Source organism: Streptomyces sp. NPDC047079, from assembly GCF_040643755.1.
In the GTDB taxonomy this organism is placed as follows: Bacteria; Actinomycetota; Actinomycetes; order Streptomycetales; family Streptomycetaceae; genus Streptomyces.
Genome location: NZ_JBEYUZ010000010.1, coordinates 139,310 through 154,703, shown reverse-complemented (window position 1 = coordinate 154,703; position 15,394 = coordinate 139,310). Strand labels below are relative to the sequence as shown.

13 protein-coding genes are annotated in these 15,394 nt (G+C 72.2%); 3 read left to right on the top strand and 10 right to left on the bottom strand.

What is annotated here, in order from left to right:
- The first annotated feature begins 24 nt into the window (after positions 1-24).
- From ABZ823_RS16165 to ABZ823_RS16155, 3 genes are all read left to right on the top strand, one after another.
- On the top strand, positions 25-516 hold the full coding sequence (locus ABZ823_RS16165) for an NUDIX hydrolase (protein ID WP_361659647.1): 492 nt from the start codon (positions 25-27) through the stop codon (positions 514-516).
- Between the two features lie 270 nt (positions 517-786).
- Entirely contained in the window at positions 787-1,269 is a 483-nt protein-coding gene (locus tag ABZ823_RS16160) for an SseB family protein (RefSeq protein ID WP_361659645.1), read from the top strand.
- A gap of 86 nt (positions 1,270-1,355) precedes the next feature.
- Positions 1,356-2,084, top strand: coding sequence for a Sir2 family NAD-dependent protein deacetylase (locus ABZ823_RS16155; protein WP_361659642.1), 729 nt, complete (start codon positions 1,356-1,358; stop codon positions 2,082-2,084).
- Here ABZ823_RS16155 and ABZ823_RS16150 read toward each other — a convergent pair.
- The 10 genes from ABZ823_RS16150 to ABZ823_RS16105 all read right to left on the bottom strand — a co-directional run bounded on the left by ABZ823_RS16150 (position 2,081) and on the right by ABZ823_RS16105 (position 15,219).
- The gene (locus ABZ823_RS16150; RefSeq protein ID WP_361659639.1) at positions 2,081-2,563 is read right to left on the bottom strand and encodes a methylated-DNA--[protein]-cysteine S-methyltransferase; all 483 of its coding nucleotides are present in this window, start codon (positions 2,561-2,563) and stop codon (positions 2,081-2,083) included. The two genes, ABZ823_RS16155 and ABZ823_RS16150, sit on opposite strands and share 4 nt — an antisense overlap.
- 23 nt (positions 2,564-2,586) lie before the next feature.
- The gene (locus tag ABZ823_RS16145) at positions 2,587-4,065 is read right to left on the bottom strand and encodes an AlkA N-terminal domain-containing protein (RefSeq protein ID WP_361659636.1); all 1,479 of its coding nucleotides are present in this window, start codon (positions 4,063-4,065) and stop codon (positions 2,587-2,589) included.
- Positions 4,066-4,169: 104 nt separating this feature from the next.
- Positions 4,170-4,679 carry an O-acetyl-ADP-ribose deacetylase gene (locus tag ABZ823_RS16140; RefSeq protein ID WP_361659633.1) on the bottom strand — a complete coding sequence of 170 codons (510 nt, stop codon included), beginning with the start codon at positions 4,677-4,679 and terminating at the stop codon, positions 4,170-4,172.
- The gene (locus tag ABZ823_RS16135; RefSeq protein WP_361659631.1) at positions 4,676-6,085 is read right to left on the bottom strand and encodes an NAD(P)/FAD-dependent oxidoreductase; all 1,410 of its coding nucleotides are present in this window, start codon (positions 6,083-6,085) and stop codon (positions 4,676-4,678) included. The genes ABZ823_RS16140 and ABZ823_RS16135 overlap by 4 nt, the downstream gene beginning before the upstream one ends.
- A 157-nt stretch (positions 6,086-6,242) precedes the next feature.
- Positions 6,243-7,088 carry an inositol monophosphatase family protein gene (locus ABZ823_RS16130; protein WP_361659628.1) on the bottom strand — a complete coding sequence of 282 codons (846 nt, stop codon included), beginning with the start codon at positions 7,086-7,088 and terminating at the stop codon, positions 6,243-6,245.
- 138 nt (positions 7,089-7,226) lie between these two features.
- A complete protein-coding gene (locus ABZ823_RS16125; RefSeq protein WP_361659625.1) occupies positions 7,227-9,056 on the bottom strand; it encodes a gamma-glutamyltransferase in 1,830 nt (609 codons plus the stop codon).
- Between the two features lie 319 nt (positions 9,057-9,375).
- The gene (locus ABZ823_RS16120) at positions 9,376-10,704 is read right to left on the bottom strand and encodes an MFS transporter (protein ID WP_361659622.1); all 1,329 of its coding nucleotides are present in this window, start codon (positions 10,702-10,704) and stop codon (positions 9,376-9,378) included.
- Positions 10,701-11,915: a type III PLP-dependent enzyme gene (locus ABZ823_RS16115; protein ID WP_361659619.1), complete on the bottom strand. Its 1,215-nt coding sequence runs from the start codon at positions 11,913-11,915 to the stop codon at positions 10,701-10,703. The genes ABZ823_RS16120 and ABZ823_RS16115 overlap by 4 nt, the downstream gene beginning before the upstream one ends.
- On the bottom strand, positions 11,912-13,606 hold the full coding sequence (locus tag ABZ823_RS16110; protein WP_361659616.1) for an IucA/IucC family protein: 1,695 nt from the start codon (positions 13,604-13,606) through the stop codon (positions 11,912-11,914). The genes ABZ823_RS16115 and ABZ823_RS16110 overlap by 4 nt, the downstream gene beginning before the upstream one ends.
- Before the next feature lie 38 nt (positions 13,607-13,644).
- On the bottom strand, positions 13,645-15,219 hold the full coding sequence (locus ABZ823_RS16105; RefSeq protein WP_361659613.1) for an IucA/IucC family protein: 1,575 nt from the start codon (positions 15,217-15,219) through the stop codon (positions 13,645-13,647).
- Positions 15,220-15,394: the final 175 nt, after the last annotated feature.

Sequence of the window (15,394 nt, the reverse complement as noted above, 5' to 3'; positions counted from 1 at the left end):
CCCGGAGCTGGTTACCCTTCCTGGATGACCACTGAGGACTTCGCCACCTACATCGCGTCCCTGCCTCGCGTCCTGGCTGGTGCGGCAGCGCTCTTCCGGGACGCTGAGGGCCGCGTCCTGCTCGTCGAGCCGAACTACCGCGAGGGCTGGGCGCTGCCCGGCGGCACCGTCGAGTCGGACACCGGGGAGACCCCGCGGCAGGGCGCCCGGCGGGAGACCGCGGAGGAGATCGGGCTCGACGTCGAGCTCGGCCGGCTGCTCGCGGTGGACTGGGTGCACGGGACGGCGCGGCCCCCGCTGGTGGCGTATCTGTACGACGGCGGGGTCCTCGACGAGGAGGACTTCAAGGCGATCCGGTTGCAGGAGGAGGAACTGCTGTCCTGGCGGCTCGTGCCCCGAGAGCAGCTCACCGAGTATCTGCCGGGCGCCCTGGGCCGCCGTGTGCTGGCCGCGCTGGACGTTCTGGCGGCAGGGGCCGGGACGGTGGAGCTGGAGAACGGCCACCGCGTCGGCTGACCGGGCGGTGCCCCCCGCCGGACCGTGTCCCAGGTCGTGGCCGGATCTCTGTTTGAGGAGGCGGCAGGCAGGCACTCGGGGGGCCAGGCGCCCGGCGGACGGTGTTCGCCGGCACCCAGGCGACTTCCAGGACAGGCGAGGCCAGGGCGCACCCCGTACGCGCGGAGGACGACACCGTCCGGCGTGCCGTCGGGGTGGACGGCGACTGCGGCAAACCGTGCCGAGCCCCGCCGAGGGAGCCGGTGACCAACGCCGACCAGAGGACATCCCATGAGCACCCCGCATGAACACACACCGTCTTCCGAGGCTCGTCCCTCGGAGGAAGCCCAGGCCGCGGCGGGCGCGGCGCAGCCCCAGGACACGGCGGCCACCGAGGCGGCCCTGATCGACCTCGCGAGCGGCACCGTCCTGGTGCCGCAGGTACCGCCGGCCGAAGGCGAGACGCGTCCCGAGGGCGCCGTCGCACTGCCGCTGATCGAACAGGACGACAAACGGTTCGTCCCCGTCTTCACGTCCGAGGAGGCACTGGTGGCGGCCGGGGCCGACCCGGGCACGGCGGTCGGCGTCCCGGTCGCGGGGCTGGCCGCGAACTGGCCGCAGGACGACCTGTGGCTGGCGGTCGACCCGTCCACCGACGCGGGCATCGCCCTTCCCCCCGACGTGGTGCGGGCCCTGCCCGCCCTCAGTCAGATCGGCCGGTCAGGAGGAACCGGCGGAGGGGAAGGAGACACCGGCCGGAGCCCGACGGCGTGACCGGCGTCGCGCCCGGCGCGGAGCACGAGGACGGGCCTCGCGCAAATCTGTTCGCCCCGGCCGGACGGGCGCCCTACTCTCGGCGCATGGGCAGGCCTCTCGTAGCGATCCTCAGTGGCGCCGGCATCTCCACCGATTCCGGGATTCCCGACTACCGCGGGCCGGGCGGGCTGTGGCGGCGGGATCCGGAGGCGCAGAAGCTCGTGACGTACGAGTACTACATGGGCGATCCGGAGATCCGGCGGCGGTCCTGGCAGATGCGCCGCAAGAACCGGACCTTGAAGGCAGAGCCGAACGGCGCGCACCAGGCCGTGGCCGAGTTGGAGCGGTCCGGGGTTCCGGTGCGGGTGATCACGCAGAACGTGGACGGGCTGCACCAACTCGCCGGGATGCCCGCCCGCAAGGTACTCGAACTGCACGGCACGGCCCGTAGCGTCGTGTGCACGAGATGTCATGCGCGGGGGCCCATGGAGGACGCGCTCGCCCGCGTCGAGGCGGGCGAGGACGATCCGCCGTGCCTGGAGTGCGGCGGGATCCTCAAGTCGGCGACCGTGATGTTCGGCGAGCGGCTCGATCCCGTGGTGCTGGGCGAGGCGGTCGCCATCACCAAGGCCTCGCAGGTGTTCATCGCCGTCGGCACCAGCCTCCAGGTGCAGCCCGCCGCCGGGCTCGCCGGGCTGGCCGCCGACCACGGGGCCCGGCTGATCATCGTCAATGCCGAGCCGACACCGTACGACGACGTGGCCGACGAGGTCGTACGGGAGCCGATCGGCACCGCGCTGCCGAAGCTGCTTCAGGTGCTGCGGGAGAGTTAGAACAGCGCTGTTCCCCGCTCGAAGTCCAGGAGTCGGCGTTTGCGGTCGAGTCCGCCGCCGTAGCCGGTCAGGCTGCCGCCCGTGCCGATGACACGGTGGCAGGGGACGATGATGCCGATGGGGTTCCTGCCGTTGGCGAGGCCGACCGCGCGGGAGGCGCCCGGGTTGCCGAGGGCGGTGGCCAGTTCGCCGTACGAGCGGGTCTCGCCGTAGGGGATGCGGCGGAGCCGGTCCCACACCCCGCGCTGGAACGGCGTGCCGTGCAGGCGCAGTTCGAGGGTGAACTCCCGCAACTCGCCCTCGAAGTAGGCCTTCAGCTGTTCCATGGCCTCGCCGAAGGGGCTCGCGTCCCGTTCGCCGAAGGTCTCCTCCGGTGGGCGGTGGCGCTGGCCGGCCATGTACAGGCCGCACAGCACCCCGTCGTCGGCGACCAGAGTGAGCGGGCCGTAGGGGCTGTCGATGAGCGTGTGCTGTTTCACTGGGTGTCCTCGACTCGATGTCCTCAGACGGGAAGGAAGTTGATCGGGTGACTGTCCGTCGCCCACAGGTACTGGACCGCGTACGCCCGCCAGGGCCGCCAGGCCGCCGCGCGGGCGGTGAGCGCGGCGGGGCTGGACGGCAGTCCCAGCTCCCGTGCGGCACGGCGGATACCGAGGTCGGTCGGCAGGAACGCGTCGGGGTCGCCGAGGGCGCGCATCGCGATCACGTCCACCGTCCAGGGGCCGAAGCCCGGCAGGGCGAGGAGCCGGGCCCGGCTGTCCTCCCAGTCGCTCTCGGCGCCCAGGTGGAGTGTTCCGTCGGCGAGTTGACGCACCAGGGTGGTGAAGGTCGTCCGGCGGGTGCGCGGCATGGCCAGTGACTCGGGGTCGAGCGTCGCCAGGGCCTCGGGGGCCGGGAAGAGGTGGGTGAGGCCGCCCTCGGGATCCTCGACCGCCTCGCCGTGCGCGGTGACCAGGCGGGCCGCGTGGGTGCGGGCCGCGGCGGTGGAGACCTGCTGGCCCAGGACGGCACGGACGGCGAACTCGGCCTCGTCGACGGTTCGGGGCACCCGGCGGCCCGGCGCCTTGTCGACCAGGGGGGCCAGCACCGGGTCCGTGCGCAGCTGGTCGTCGATCGCGACCGGGTCGGCGTCCAGGTCGAGCATGCGGCGGCAGCGGCTGATGGCGACGGGCAGGTCGCGCAGATCGCTGAGGGTGAGGCGGCACGCGATGTGGTCGGGCCGTGGGGTCAGCGCCACGATGCCCTGGGCGTACGGCAGCCGGAGCGTGCGCCGGTAGGCGCCGTCGCGCCACTCCTCCACGCCCGGGACGGCGGTCGCCGCGAGGTGGCCGAAGAGGTTGTCGGGGTTGAGCGGGGCCCGGAACGGCAGCCTGAGGCTCAGGGCGCCGGGGGCGATCACCGTCTTCTTCGGGCGGCGGCCGCGCAGCTCGCTCGGGGAGAACGCGAAGACCTCGCGCACGGTGTCGTTGAAGGTACGGATGGACGAGAAGCCGGCCGCGAACGCGATGTCGGCCATCGGCAGCGCGGTCGTCTCGATGAGCAGCCGGGCGGTCTGGGCGCGCTGGGCCCGGGCGAGCGCGAGGGGCCCGGCGCCCAGCTCGGCGAGGAGCTGGCGCTCGACCTGGCGGGGGCTGTAGCCGAGGCGGGCGGCGAGGCCGGGGATCCCCTCGCGGTCGACGACACCGTCGGCGATCAGCCGCATGGCGCGGGCGACGAGGTCCGCGCGCTGGTTCCATTCGGGCGAGCCGGGGCTGGTGTCCGGGCGGCACCGCTTGCAGGCGCGGAACCCGGCCTGCTGGCAGGAGGCCGCGCTGGGGTGGAATGTCATGTTCTCCGGCTTCGGCGGTACGGCCGGGCAGCTGGGGCGGCAGTAGATCCCTGTGGTCAGGACCGCCGTGAAGAACCAGCCGTCGAAGCGAGCGTCCTTGGACTGGACCGCGCGTACACAGCGCTCCCTGTCGGTGTGCATTCCGTTCCGCATGACTTCAGCATCGGTCACGGGCGGCGTCCGGGCTGGCGGAAATCCGACATGTACATGGGTTGGCCTGCCGTTACTTGTCTCCCCGACCGCCGGTGTCCGCGCCGTCAGCCGACTGCGGCGGCGAACGCGGCGTAGGCCCCCTCGTCGAAGAGGACGAATCTGATCTCCTCGACCGCCGTGTCCGCCGCCTGGACCGTCGCCACCGCGATGCGGGCGGCGTCCTCCATCGGCCACCGGTAGACGCCGGTGGAGATGGCGGGGAACGCCAGGGTACGGGCGCCGAGTTCGTCGGCGACGCGCAGCGATTCCCGGTAGCAGGAGGCCAGTTGCTCCGAGCGGTCCTGTGTCGCGGAGTACACGGGGCCCACGGTGTGGATCACCCAGCGTGCGTCCAGTGCACCCGCCGTGGTGGCCACCGCCCGGCCCGTGGGCAGACCCTTGGCGTACCGGGAGGCGCGCAGTCCGCGGCACTCCTCGAGGATCGCCGGGCCGCCGCGCCGGTGGATCGCGCCGTCCACCCCTCCCCCGCCCAGCAGTGAGGAGTTGGCCGCGTTGACGATGGCGTCGACGCTCTGCCGGGTGATGTCGCCCTGTACCAGCGTGAGGGTGGTCATGACTGCCTCAGCCTCCGCCAGACGGCCTTCGCCGCGTTGTGGCCGGACATGCCGTGCACGCCGGGGCCCGGCGGGCTGGCCGACGAGCAGATGAACACGGCCGGGTGCGGGGTGCTGTACGGGAACAGGGACGGTCTGGGGCGCAGCAGGAGCTGGAGTCCGGAGGCCGCGCCGGAGGCGATGTCGCCGCCGACATAGTTGGCGTTGCGGGCGGCCAGTTCGGGCGGTCCCGCGGTGGCGCGGGCGAGGACGCGGTCGCGGAAACCCGGGGCGTAGCGCTCCAGTTGGCGTTCGATCGCGTCGGTGAGATCCCCGCGCCAGCCGTTGGGCACATGCCCGTACACCCAGAAGACCTGCTTGCCCGCCGGGGCGCGGCCGGGGTCGGCGATGCTGGGTTGCACGCTGATGAGGAACGGCCGGGCGGGGGCCCGGCCCTCCCGGGACGCGGCGCGCAGGGCCGTACCGATCTCCGCGCTGTCCGCGCCGATCTGCACGGTTCCGGCGACGCGCGCTTCCTCCGCGGTCCACGGGACGGGCCCGTCCAGCGCGTAGTCGATCTTGAATACGCCGGGGCCGTACCGGTACTTGTCGTAGTACCGTCCGAGGCCCGCGATACGGGCCAGGGCGGTGGGCGAGGTGTCGAAGACGTAGGCGCGGGCCGGCGGGAGGTCATCCAGGCGCTTGACCTCGTAGTCGGTGTGGACGGTGCCGCCCAGGTCCTTCAGATACGCGGCGAGCGCATCGGAGACGGACTGGGAACCGCCGCGGGCCACGGGCCAGCCGCGGGCGTGCGCGGCCAGCGCGAAGACCAGGCCGACCCCGCCGGTGGCGAAGCCGTCGAGCGGAGCGATCACATGGGCGACGAGCCCGGCGAACAGGGTCTTGGCCCGCTCGTCGCGGAAGCGGCGCATCAGCCAGGTCGAGGGCGGCAGGCCGACGAGGCCGAAGCGTGCCAGGGTGACCGGGTCGCGCGGGAGGGCGGTGAGCGGCAGGGACATGAAGTCCCGGGCCAGCGTGTCCCAGCGCCTCAGGAAGGGCGTGACCAGCCGGCGGTAGGCCCCTGCGTCACGGGGGCCGAACGAGGCGGCCGTCTCGGCCACGGACCGGGACAGCACCGCGGCCGTGCCGTCGGGAAAGGGGTGCGCCATGGGCAGGTCGGCGTGCAGCCATTCGAGGCCGTACCGCTCCAGGGGCAGCGCTCGGAACGCGGGCGAGTTGATGCCGAGGGGATGCGCGGCGGAGCACGGGTCGTGCCGGAAGCCGGGCAGCGTCAGCTCCTCGGTGCGGGCGCCGCCCCCGATGGTGTCGCGGGCCTCGAAGACGGCGACGGAGAAACCCCGGCGGGCCAGCTCCACGGCAGCCGTGAGTCCGTTGGGCCCCGCCCCCACCACGACCGCATCGAGCATCGACGGCACCTTGGGACTCCTTCGTCAGCCGACGGCCACTGGGCATCAGGATATGCCGGAGGCCCGGCGCGGCTGCGGCGCGGGGAAGATCCTCGAGTGAGGCTGCGGTTCCGTTTCCGGCGGCCGCAGGGCGCTCGTGCCCGTCGGCCGGGCGTCGTCAGGCCCCGCCGGACAGCAGCTCCACCACCCGGCGGGCCGTGGCCTCGTCCCGGGCCGCGGTGAACGGCAGGGTGTTGCCGCCGGTGACGCGGAACGGTTCGCCCGCGACCGTGAGATGGCTGCCGCCTGCCTCCTCGACCAGCAGCAGGCCCGCGGCATGGTCCCAGGCCGCTTCCCAGCAGAAGGCCGTGGCGTCCAGCAGGCCCCGGGCGATCTGCAGGTACTCCAGGCCCGCCGAGCCGCACGAACGCGGGCGGACGCCCTGTGTCTGGAGGCCGAGGAGCGCGCGCTTCTGCTCGTCCGTCGTGTAGAAGGGGTGGGAGGTGGCGACCTCCAGGTCGCGGCCGGGCGCGGGGGAGCCCGAGTGCAGGCGCCTGCCGTCGAGGAACGCGCCCCCGCCCCGTATCGCCGTGGCGAGCCGGTCCTGGGCCGGTGCGAACGTCCACGAGGCGTGCACGACGCCACCCTGGGCGAGCGCGACCAGGGTGCAGAATCCGGGGTCCCCGTGGACGAACTGCCGGGTGCCGTCGACGGGGTCGACGATCCATACGGGCGCCTCGCCGCGGATCGCCTCGTAGGTCGCCGGATTGGCGTGGACGGCCTCCTCGCCCACCACGACCGAGCCCGGCAGCAGCTTGGCGAGCGCCTCCGTCAGATGTGCCTCGGCCTTGCGGTCGGCGTCCGTGACCAGGTCATGGGGGCCGCTCTTCTCGTCGATCTCGTGAGCGGCGAGGCGGCGGAAGCGCGGCATGATCTCGGCGGCGGCCGCCGTGCGGACGGCCTCCTCCACGTCGGACGTGCGGTGGGCGAGAAACTCGTCGATGGTTTCGATGTCTCCGAACATGCCTCCATGAGAGCACGCGGCACTGACAATCCCCACCAGTCCGGTGTATGAGGCATGGAATCGGCATGAACTCGAGGCGCCCGGTCCTGCGGCCGGCGTTCCGTCCCCGCCTGGCGGGGCGTCGCCCGCCGCCCCGGGTCAGCGTCCGACCGCGTACCCCTGCATCCCGCGCGGATTCGCCGCCGCCGACACCACGCCGGTCTCCGGGTCGCGGGCGACCGCGCACAGCCGCCCTTCGGACCATGCCTCGCCGACCGTGACCTCGTGGCCGCGCCGGCGCAGCTCCTCGACGACGGCGGGGTCCATGCGGGACTCGACGGTGACGCTGCCGGGCCGCATGCCGCGCGGGTAGAAGGAGCCGGGGAAGCTGTCGTTGTGCCAGTTGGGGGCGTCGATGGCGCCCTGGAGGTCCAGGCCGCCGCGGACCGGCGGGCGCAGGGCGGCCGCGAGGAAGAAATGCAGCTGCCACTGGTCCTGCTGGTCGCCGCCGGGCGTGCCGAACGCCAGCACGGGCACGCCGCCGCGCAGCGCGATCGAGGGGGTGAGGGTGGTGCGGGGGCGGCACCCGGGCGTCAGGGAGTTGGGCAGGCCCTCGTCCAGCCAGGCCATCTGGAGCCGGGTGCCGAGCGGGAAGCCCAGTTCGGGCACGACCGGGTTCGACTGGAGCCAGCCGCCGCTGGGGGTGGCCGCGACCATGTTGCCCCAGCGGTCGACGACGTCGATGTGGCAGGTGTCGCCCCGGGTCGCCCCGTCGGCGGTGACGTCCGGTTCGCCGGGCACCGGGGACGTCGTACGTTTGGCGACCGTCGGCTCGCCGACCCCCATCGGGGCGACGCCGGGCTCGTCGGCGGCCACCACGCGCGCGTGCCCGCTCAGACGTGGCACCCGGCCCGAGGGGGATCCGGGGCGCAGCTCGTACGACGCCTTGTCGCCGATCAGGGCACGCCGCCGCGCGTTGTAGGCGTCCGAAAGCAGCTCGTCCAGGGGCACCTCGGCGGCGTCGCCGTACCAGGCCTCGCGGTCGGCCATGGCGAGCTTGCAGCCTTCGATCAGCAGATGGACGTAGTCGGCGCTCCCGTACCGGGGCAGCTCGGGCGGGAGCAGGGCGAGCTGCTGGAGGAGGACCGGTCCCTGGCTCCAGGGACCGGCCTTGCACACCGTCCAGCCGTTCCAGTCGTACGTCGCCGGTGCCTCGTAGGTCGCGGACCAGGCGGCGAGGTCGTCGGCCGTGAGGGTGCCGGTGTGACGCTCGCCGGTCACGTCCATGGTGGGCCGCCGCGCCTGCCGCACCAGGGCCTCGGCGATGAATCCGGACCGCCACACCTCACGGGCGGCTTCGATCTGTGCCACCCGGTCCCCGGCACCGGACACCTCGTGGAGCAGCCGCTTCCAGGTGGCGGCCAGCGCGGTGTTGCGCAGCGGCACACCGGGCCTGGGCGCCCGCCCGCCGGGCAGGTAGACCTCGGCCGACGAGGTCCACTCGGTTTCGAACAGCTCTCGCACGCTCTCCACGGTCTCGCCGACGCGCTCCACGGGCGCGTGCCCGTGTTCGGCGTATCCGATGGCGTACTTCAGGACGTCGGCGAGGGACTTGGTGCCGTGGTCGCGCAGCAGCATCATCCAGGCGTCGAACGCACCCGGGACGGCCGCGGCGAGCGGCCCGGTGCCGGGTACGAGCGCGAGGCCCAGAGCCCGGTAGTGGGCGGTCGTGGCTCCGGCGGGTGCCACGCCCTGCCCGCACAGCACCCGCACCTCGCCGCCCGCGGGGGCGAGGAGGATCGGGACCTCTCCGGCCGGCCCGTTCAGGTGCGGCTCCACGACATGCAGGACGAACGCCCCCGCGACGGCCGCGTCGAACGCCGTGCCTCCGTCCTCCAGCACCGCCATCGCCGACTGGGAGGCCAGCCAGTGGGTGGAGGACACCATGCCGAACGATCCTTGAAGCGTGGGTCGAGTGGTGAAGCGCATCTCTCACCTCGGTGTTCGCGCGCGTAGGCCGGTCCGGACAGTCCTCCGGATCCGCTGCGGGGAGAATCTGGGGGTCTCAGCTCGGCTCCGATCGCCCTGATCACCAGGCAGACTACCGATCGAATGCGCTCTCACTCCGGCGTCCGCCGGCCCACGGCAGCACGGCCGGCTGTCGGCCACGTGCCCCGCAGATCGGCGAGAGCCTGTCCCCCCTGACGTGCCCGCCTCACCGTTTCGCTTGCGTGGCGTCCGGATCATGAGCGGAGAAACGAAAGTGCCTTGCGTCCCGAACTCGTCGTCTCGTCCGACGGTCGGGGGGTCATCCGGCCCCCGCGGATGCGTCGGACGTCGGGCTGCCAGTCCCCTGTCGGCTGGGCTGAGGCGAAGGTGAGCTGGTGACGGAGGCCGTTCCCGTGATTCGGATCCGCCGTTGGATTCGGCCTGTGATCAAGGCGGAGAGCGCGAGCGCCGAGGACGCCGAGATGATGCCCCCCAGGACCAAGGTGGAGCGGGCGCCCAGGGAGTCCGACACCAGGCCGACCAGCGGGGCGCCGACGGGGGTGCCGCCGAGGAGGACCAGGAAGTAGACGGACATGACACGGCCCCGCAGCTGTGGGTCGGCGTGGAGCTGGGTCAGTGCGTTGGCGGTGGTGGTCAGGGTCACCGCGGCGAAACCGGTGGGGATCAGCAGAGCCATGAACGAGCCGTAGTCCGGCATCAGGCACTGCGCTGCTTCCAGTGCCCCGAAAACGATCGTGGTGGAGATCAGGCGGCGAACGGTGGGGGGCTTGTTGCAGCTTGCCCCGTAGAAAGCGCCGATGAGGCTGCCCAAGGCATATGCGGCGGAGAGGCAACCGAAGGCGGCGGCGCCCGTGTGGAAGACCGTGACGGCGACGAGCGAGAGGGTGACCTGGAAGTTGAGGCCGAAGGTGCCGACGAAGGCGATGAGACTGGTCGTCAGGAGCAGTTCGGGGGTCGAGATGATGTGGCGGAAAGCGTCGCTCAGTCGGGTACGGCCGGGTGGTCGGGGGCGGCCGGGGCCCGGCGCGTCGTCCGTACGGATGGTGACCAGGCCGTAGAGGACGGCCAGGTACGAGGCCGCGTTCACGAGGAACACCGGGCCCGTGCCGAAGGCGGCGACGGTCAGGCCGGCGAAGGCGGGACCGACGGTGCGGGCCACGTTGAACTGAGCGGAGTTCAGGCTGACCGCGGTGGCCACGCGCTCCCGGTCGACCAGTTCGGAGATGTAGGCGTTGCGGGCGGGACTGTCCACGGCGGTGGCCGTGCCGAGGGCGAAAGCCAGCACGTAGACGGACAGCAGGTTCACCGCGCCGGTGACGGTCAGCAGTCCGAACAGGAGTGACTGCACTCCCATGGCCGTCTGCGTCAGAAGCAGGATCCGTCGCTTGGGGTACCGGTCGGCGAGGATGCCTCCGGTCAGGCCGAACAGGGTCTGCGGCAGAAACTGCAGTGCGGTCACGATGCCGACCGCGCTGCCGCTGTTGCCGGTGATGTGGAGGACGAGCAGGTCCTGGGCGGCGCGCTGCATCCAGGTGCCGATGTTGGAGGTCAGCTGCCCGAGCAGGTAGCGGCGGAAGTTCCGGGCGGCGAGTGTGGCCGTCACCGGCATGCGGGAGCCCGCGCTCATGACATCTGACGGGCGTACGTGCCGGAAGTGACGGACGCCTCGGCATCGTCGAGGTGATGGAAGGTCGGGTGAGGGTGCAAGAGGAACGCGTGGTGCGAGATGTTCCAGGCATAGGCGCCGGCCATGGCGAAGGCGACTCGGTCGCCGACGCGCAGCCGCTCCACCATGACCCGGCGAGCCAGGACGTCCTTCGGCGTGCACAGCTGTCCGACCAGAGTCACCGGCTCGTCACGAGCCTCCGGCCGGTCCCAGGGCCGCGGCCAGACGTCCTCGGGAATCACCTCGAAGGGCTGGTCGTGCTGTTTGGCGGCCGGAGTGCGCAGGTGGTGGGTGCCGCCGCGCAGCACGGCGAACGCCTCCCCGCGGTTGAACTTGATGTCCAGGACCTCGGTGACGTACCAGCCGCAGTATGCGGTGACCGAGCGGCCGGGTTCGATCCGCAGCGTGAGGCGTGGGTGGCGGGTCAGGATCCGGGCCAGTCCCGCACCGAACGCGGACCAGTCGAACACCTTCTGGGGGTGTGTGTAGTCGACGCCCATTCCCCCTCCGACGTTCACCTCGGCCAGGTCGACTCCGCAGTCGTGAGCACAGCCTTCGGCCCAGGTCAGGATCTTGTCGCTCAGGGCCAGTTGGGCCTGGGCCTGGAGTCCGCTGGCCAGGTGAAGGTGCAGTCCGCGCAGACGGATGCGCGGGTCGGAGGCGATCAGCTCCCGGCAGCCGTCCAGTTGCGCGGGATCCATGCCGAAGGGGCTCGGGTGGCCGCCCATGGCGAGGGCGACATGGCCCAAGTCGATGGGCAGGTTGACGCGCAGGAGGACGTCGACGCTCCGGTCGCCCAGCAGGGTGGCGAGGAGACGCAGTTCGTGTTCGCTCTCGATGTGCAGACGCTCCACTCCGGCTTCCAGTGCCTGGCCCAGCTCTGTCTGCGTCTTGCCGGGGCCTCCGAAGGCGAGGGGCGTATCGGGGACGAGCCCGCGGACGTGGCTCAGTTCGCCGCCGGAGGCCACCTCGAATCCGTCGACGTGTGCCGCCAGGGCCCGCAGGATTCGGGGATCGGAGTTGGCCTTGACCGCGTACAGCAGCTCGACGCGTTCCGGCAGTGCGGCCCGGATCGCGTGCACGTGCTCGTGCAGGGCCGGGAGGTCGTAGACGTAAGCGGGCAGGTCGTCGTCGGTCAGTCGGCCGACGTGGTCGAGCAGCACGGGCCTCACTGGATGACCTCCCGGGGAAAGTCCGCGCCGAGCGGGCTGGGCAGGGGGACGTAGGTGGCATGCCGGTCGGCCTGGCGGGCCCAGCGCAGCAGGAGGTTGGCCTTGGCGGGCAGCGGTACGCCGGACAACAGGGCGCGCAGGCGGGGTGGTTCGGCGGCGGTGCGGGCGTAGGCGCCGAGGTGGTCGCGAACCAGGCCCCAGAGGGCGGGTTCCAGCGTCGGGTCGAGGTCGGCCAGGGCGCTGAGGACTTCGGCGGTGTGATTGACCAGGAGGCAGTACGCGACCCGGTTCCAGCCGCTTTCGGGGTCGTAGGTGAGGGGGCCCCGGACGTCCTCCGGCAGATCGGCGAGGGTGTGCCGGTGGGGTTCGGGCAGGAGCTTGGTGCCCTCCAGGTCGCGGAAGAGCATCTGGGCCGGCATGCCGTCGGGATGCACACCGACGACGACGTTCTGCAGGTGCGGTTCCAGGACGACGCCGTGTTCGAAGTAGGCGGCCAGCACCGGTGGCAGCAGCAAGCTCACGTACCTGTCCCACCAGGCCAGGACATCCCCCTCGCCACGGGCGAGCAGATGGGAGACATGGGCTGCACTGGTCGGGTACTCGTCCGCCACCGCGGCGGCGAGCAGGGGTGTCACCCCGGGGCGCAGATGGTGGCGCAGACCGGAGCGGACGATGACGCCGAGGCCCTCCAGCAGGGCGGCGTCGCCATCGGTGTCGAGGGTGCGGTAGCCGGGCTCGGCCAGGAGGGCGCATCCCGGGAAGCGGCCGGCGAGTTCCGCGAAGACGGGCTGGAGCAGATGGTTGAGGGTGACGGCGCCCGTCAGTTCGTGCCTCGCATGCTTACGGACGCAGTTGGTGAGGCGGACGTTCAGGCTGAACTTCAGGAAGGTGTCGGTGTCCGGGTGATACAGCGTGCGCACTGAAGCCGTCGGCACCAGCTCCGGTCCGCTCACCCCCGTGTCGACGACATCGCCGGCGGCCACTGCCTCCCGTAGCCGGTCGTGGTCCTGGAGCAGCCGGTACTGCCAGGGGTGCACCGGCAGTATCGCGAATCCCGGACCGGGCGCCGGGCACAGCGCGTCCATCTCCCCCAACTCGCCCTCCTGCCGCACGAGGTGGCGGCGCACGGCCAGGTGGCGCAGGCGGAAGCGCGCGCCGGCTTCCGGGCCGTACGCCAGCCAGTCCGCCGGGTCGCCGGTGCGGGACTTGGGAGTGGGATGGAAGCGGTGGCCGAACACCAGGGACTGTTCCGAGGTCACGTACGGATCCGGGTGCGGCGTGGCGCCCGCCCGTTCCTCCAGTGCCGTGCGGATCGTTTCACGACTGTCGGCGACCTGGCTCGGGAACTCCTCGTTGGCGACACCCGTGCGCAGTTCCAGTTCGTCCTGGATGTATCCGGCCAGCTCTTTCCAGCCGACCGTCACCCAGGCGTCGTTGTCGAGCCGCTGCACCGGGCCCTGGAAGCGGTGTGCTCCGATCAGCGAGACCCTGCGTAGCGGGGAACGCAGCAGGATGCCGCGGCGGGGCAGGCGTAGCAGGAGGTGGTCGTCGTCGACCGTCACCTGATGTTCGGGGGCTGACACCTCGCGGATCAGGCAGTTGAGCAGCGTGTGAGCGGTGACGGTGTCGGCTGTCGCCGCCGGCGTGCTTGCGCCGATCGTGGTGGAGTAGCTGGCAGTGCCGGTGTTCATACGGTCGCTCCAGGGGGTACGGCGGTCGGTACAGGGCATCAACGCCACGGCGCCAGGGGGTTGGGGACGGGTGTCCACTGCGCCTTGCCCGGATTCGCGGCCAGGCGCATGGCGACGGTCGCCTTCAGCGGCATCGTGTCGCCGAAGAGCGCCGCCGCGTCCTCCCGGTCCGGCAGGCCGGCGTACACCCGCCGGGCTACCTCGGCCACCGCGCCCCACAACGCGCGGGGATCGGCCGCCCGCGTCTGGCTGAGGACGTCGACCAGTTCGCTGAGGACTCCGCTGACGAGGCCGCCGAACAGCTTGGTGTGCAGTGCGCCTGCATCGTCGCCCGCGCGGGTGCCGAGCAGCGGTGGCAGCAGGAATCCGCACCGGGCCAGACGGCTCGGGCTGACCCGCACGCCGTCCAGATCCCGGTACAGCACCCGCACCGGCCGCCCGTCCCGCAGCACGACCAAGGTGTTCTGGCCGTGCGCCTCCAGCGCCACCCCCATGGACAGCAGCGTCAGCGCGGGCGGCAGGACGAGCCCGGCGACGTCCGCCAGCCAGCGCACCGGGTCACCCGACACCACGGCGGCTCCGCTCGCGTGGACGGTGGTGAGCGGAACCGCGATCTCCCCTGCGTCGAGGTAGCACTCGGTCGACTCCCGGATCATCGCGGCCAGGCTCGCGGACGGCCGGCCGTCCAGACACACCGCGCCGCCGCCCAGCTCACGCAGGACGCGCAGACTGCCGCCGTACCCGGCCTTGTCGATAACGGCCGCGACCAGGTCGGACAGCGGGGGCCCGTCGGCGACCTCGGCCGGGGAGATGGTGCGCCGGTAATTGGTGACCTGGACGTCGAGTGCCGTCTTGATGTGACAGCTCGGCAGGACGTCCAGCGGGGCGAGGGTGCGCAGCGACAGGAGCGGCCGCGCCGGGATCACCTCCTCCATGACGGCCAGGTCGGGGTGGCGAGCGAGAATGTGGTTCCGCTGCCAGGGGTGCAGCGGCAGAAGGAACGTGTCGCCGTCACGCAGCCGCCGCGGCCAGTCGCCCGCCCCCTGCCAGCGGTCGGCCGGGACACGAAGCAGCGCCAGCGGGACGACGGGGTGGTGCTCGGGAGCGTAGGCGAGTACGTCGGCGATCGACATGCCGGTACGCGTCCGGCAGCAGGGATGCTGCGGGTGACCGTCGACCACCGCCTGCTCGGCGTCCACCGAGTCCCTCGGCAGGACCTTTGCGCCGCCGTTCGCGGCCCTGGCCAGAGCCAGATTGACCACGCTGTTGTCCAGCTCGGCCGCCAGTCGCTCCGCGGCGGAGGTATTGAGGCCCAGCTGCGCCAGCAGCTCCACCGGCCCGCGGATCGGTCCCTCCGGACCCGATACGGCGAAGTCGTCGGGCACCTTGGCGAACGGCCGCGCACTCGACTCGGCCGCCGAGAGTGAGCCACCCCGCTGCAACCCGACCACCAGGGCGTCGGACTCCCGGCGACGACCGGTCACGCCAGGCAGGGGTTCTCGTGCGAAGGCACCCCACAGCCGGCCCAGCACGGTGGCGCGTGCTCCCGGCAGCGCGGTCGTGAAGGGCTCCACCAGGTCCGGTCGGGTGCGACGCAGTTCATCGATGGGCATACGGTGTCCCAGGTGCTCGCGGTGGGGGATCGTCGGGCGGTGCTCCGGTGGCAGCGGCCGTGCAACCGACGCTACGGGACACCGATCAAGCGGATTGCCAGAGCACGTACAGCGGGAATCCCGGATTCCTCCGATGAGGCGCTCTTCCGCCCCCGCTTTCACCCGATTCCGCCGA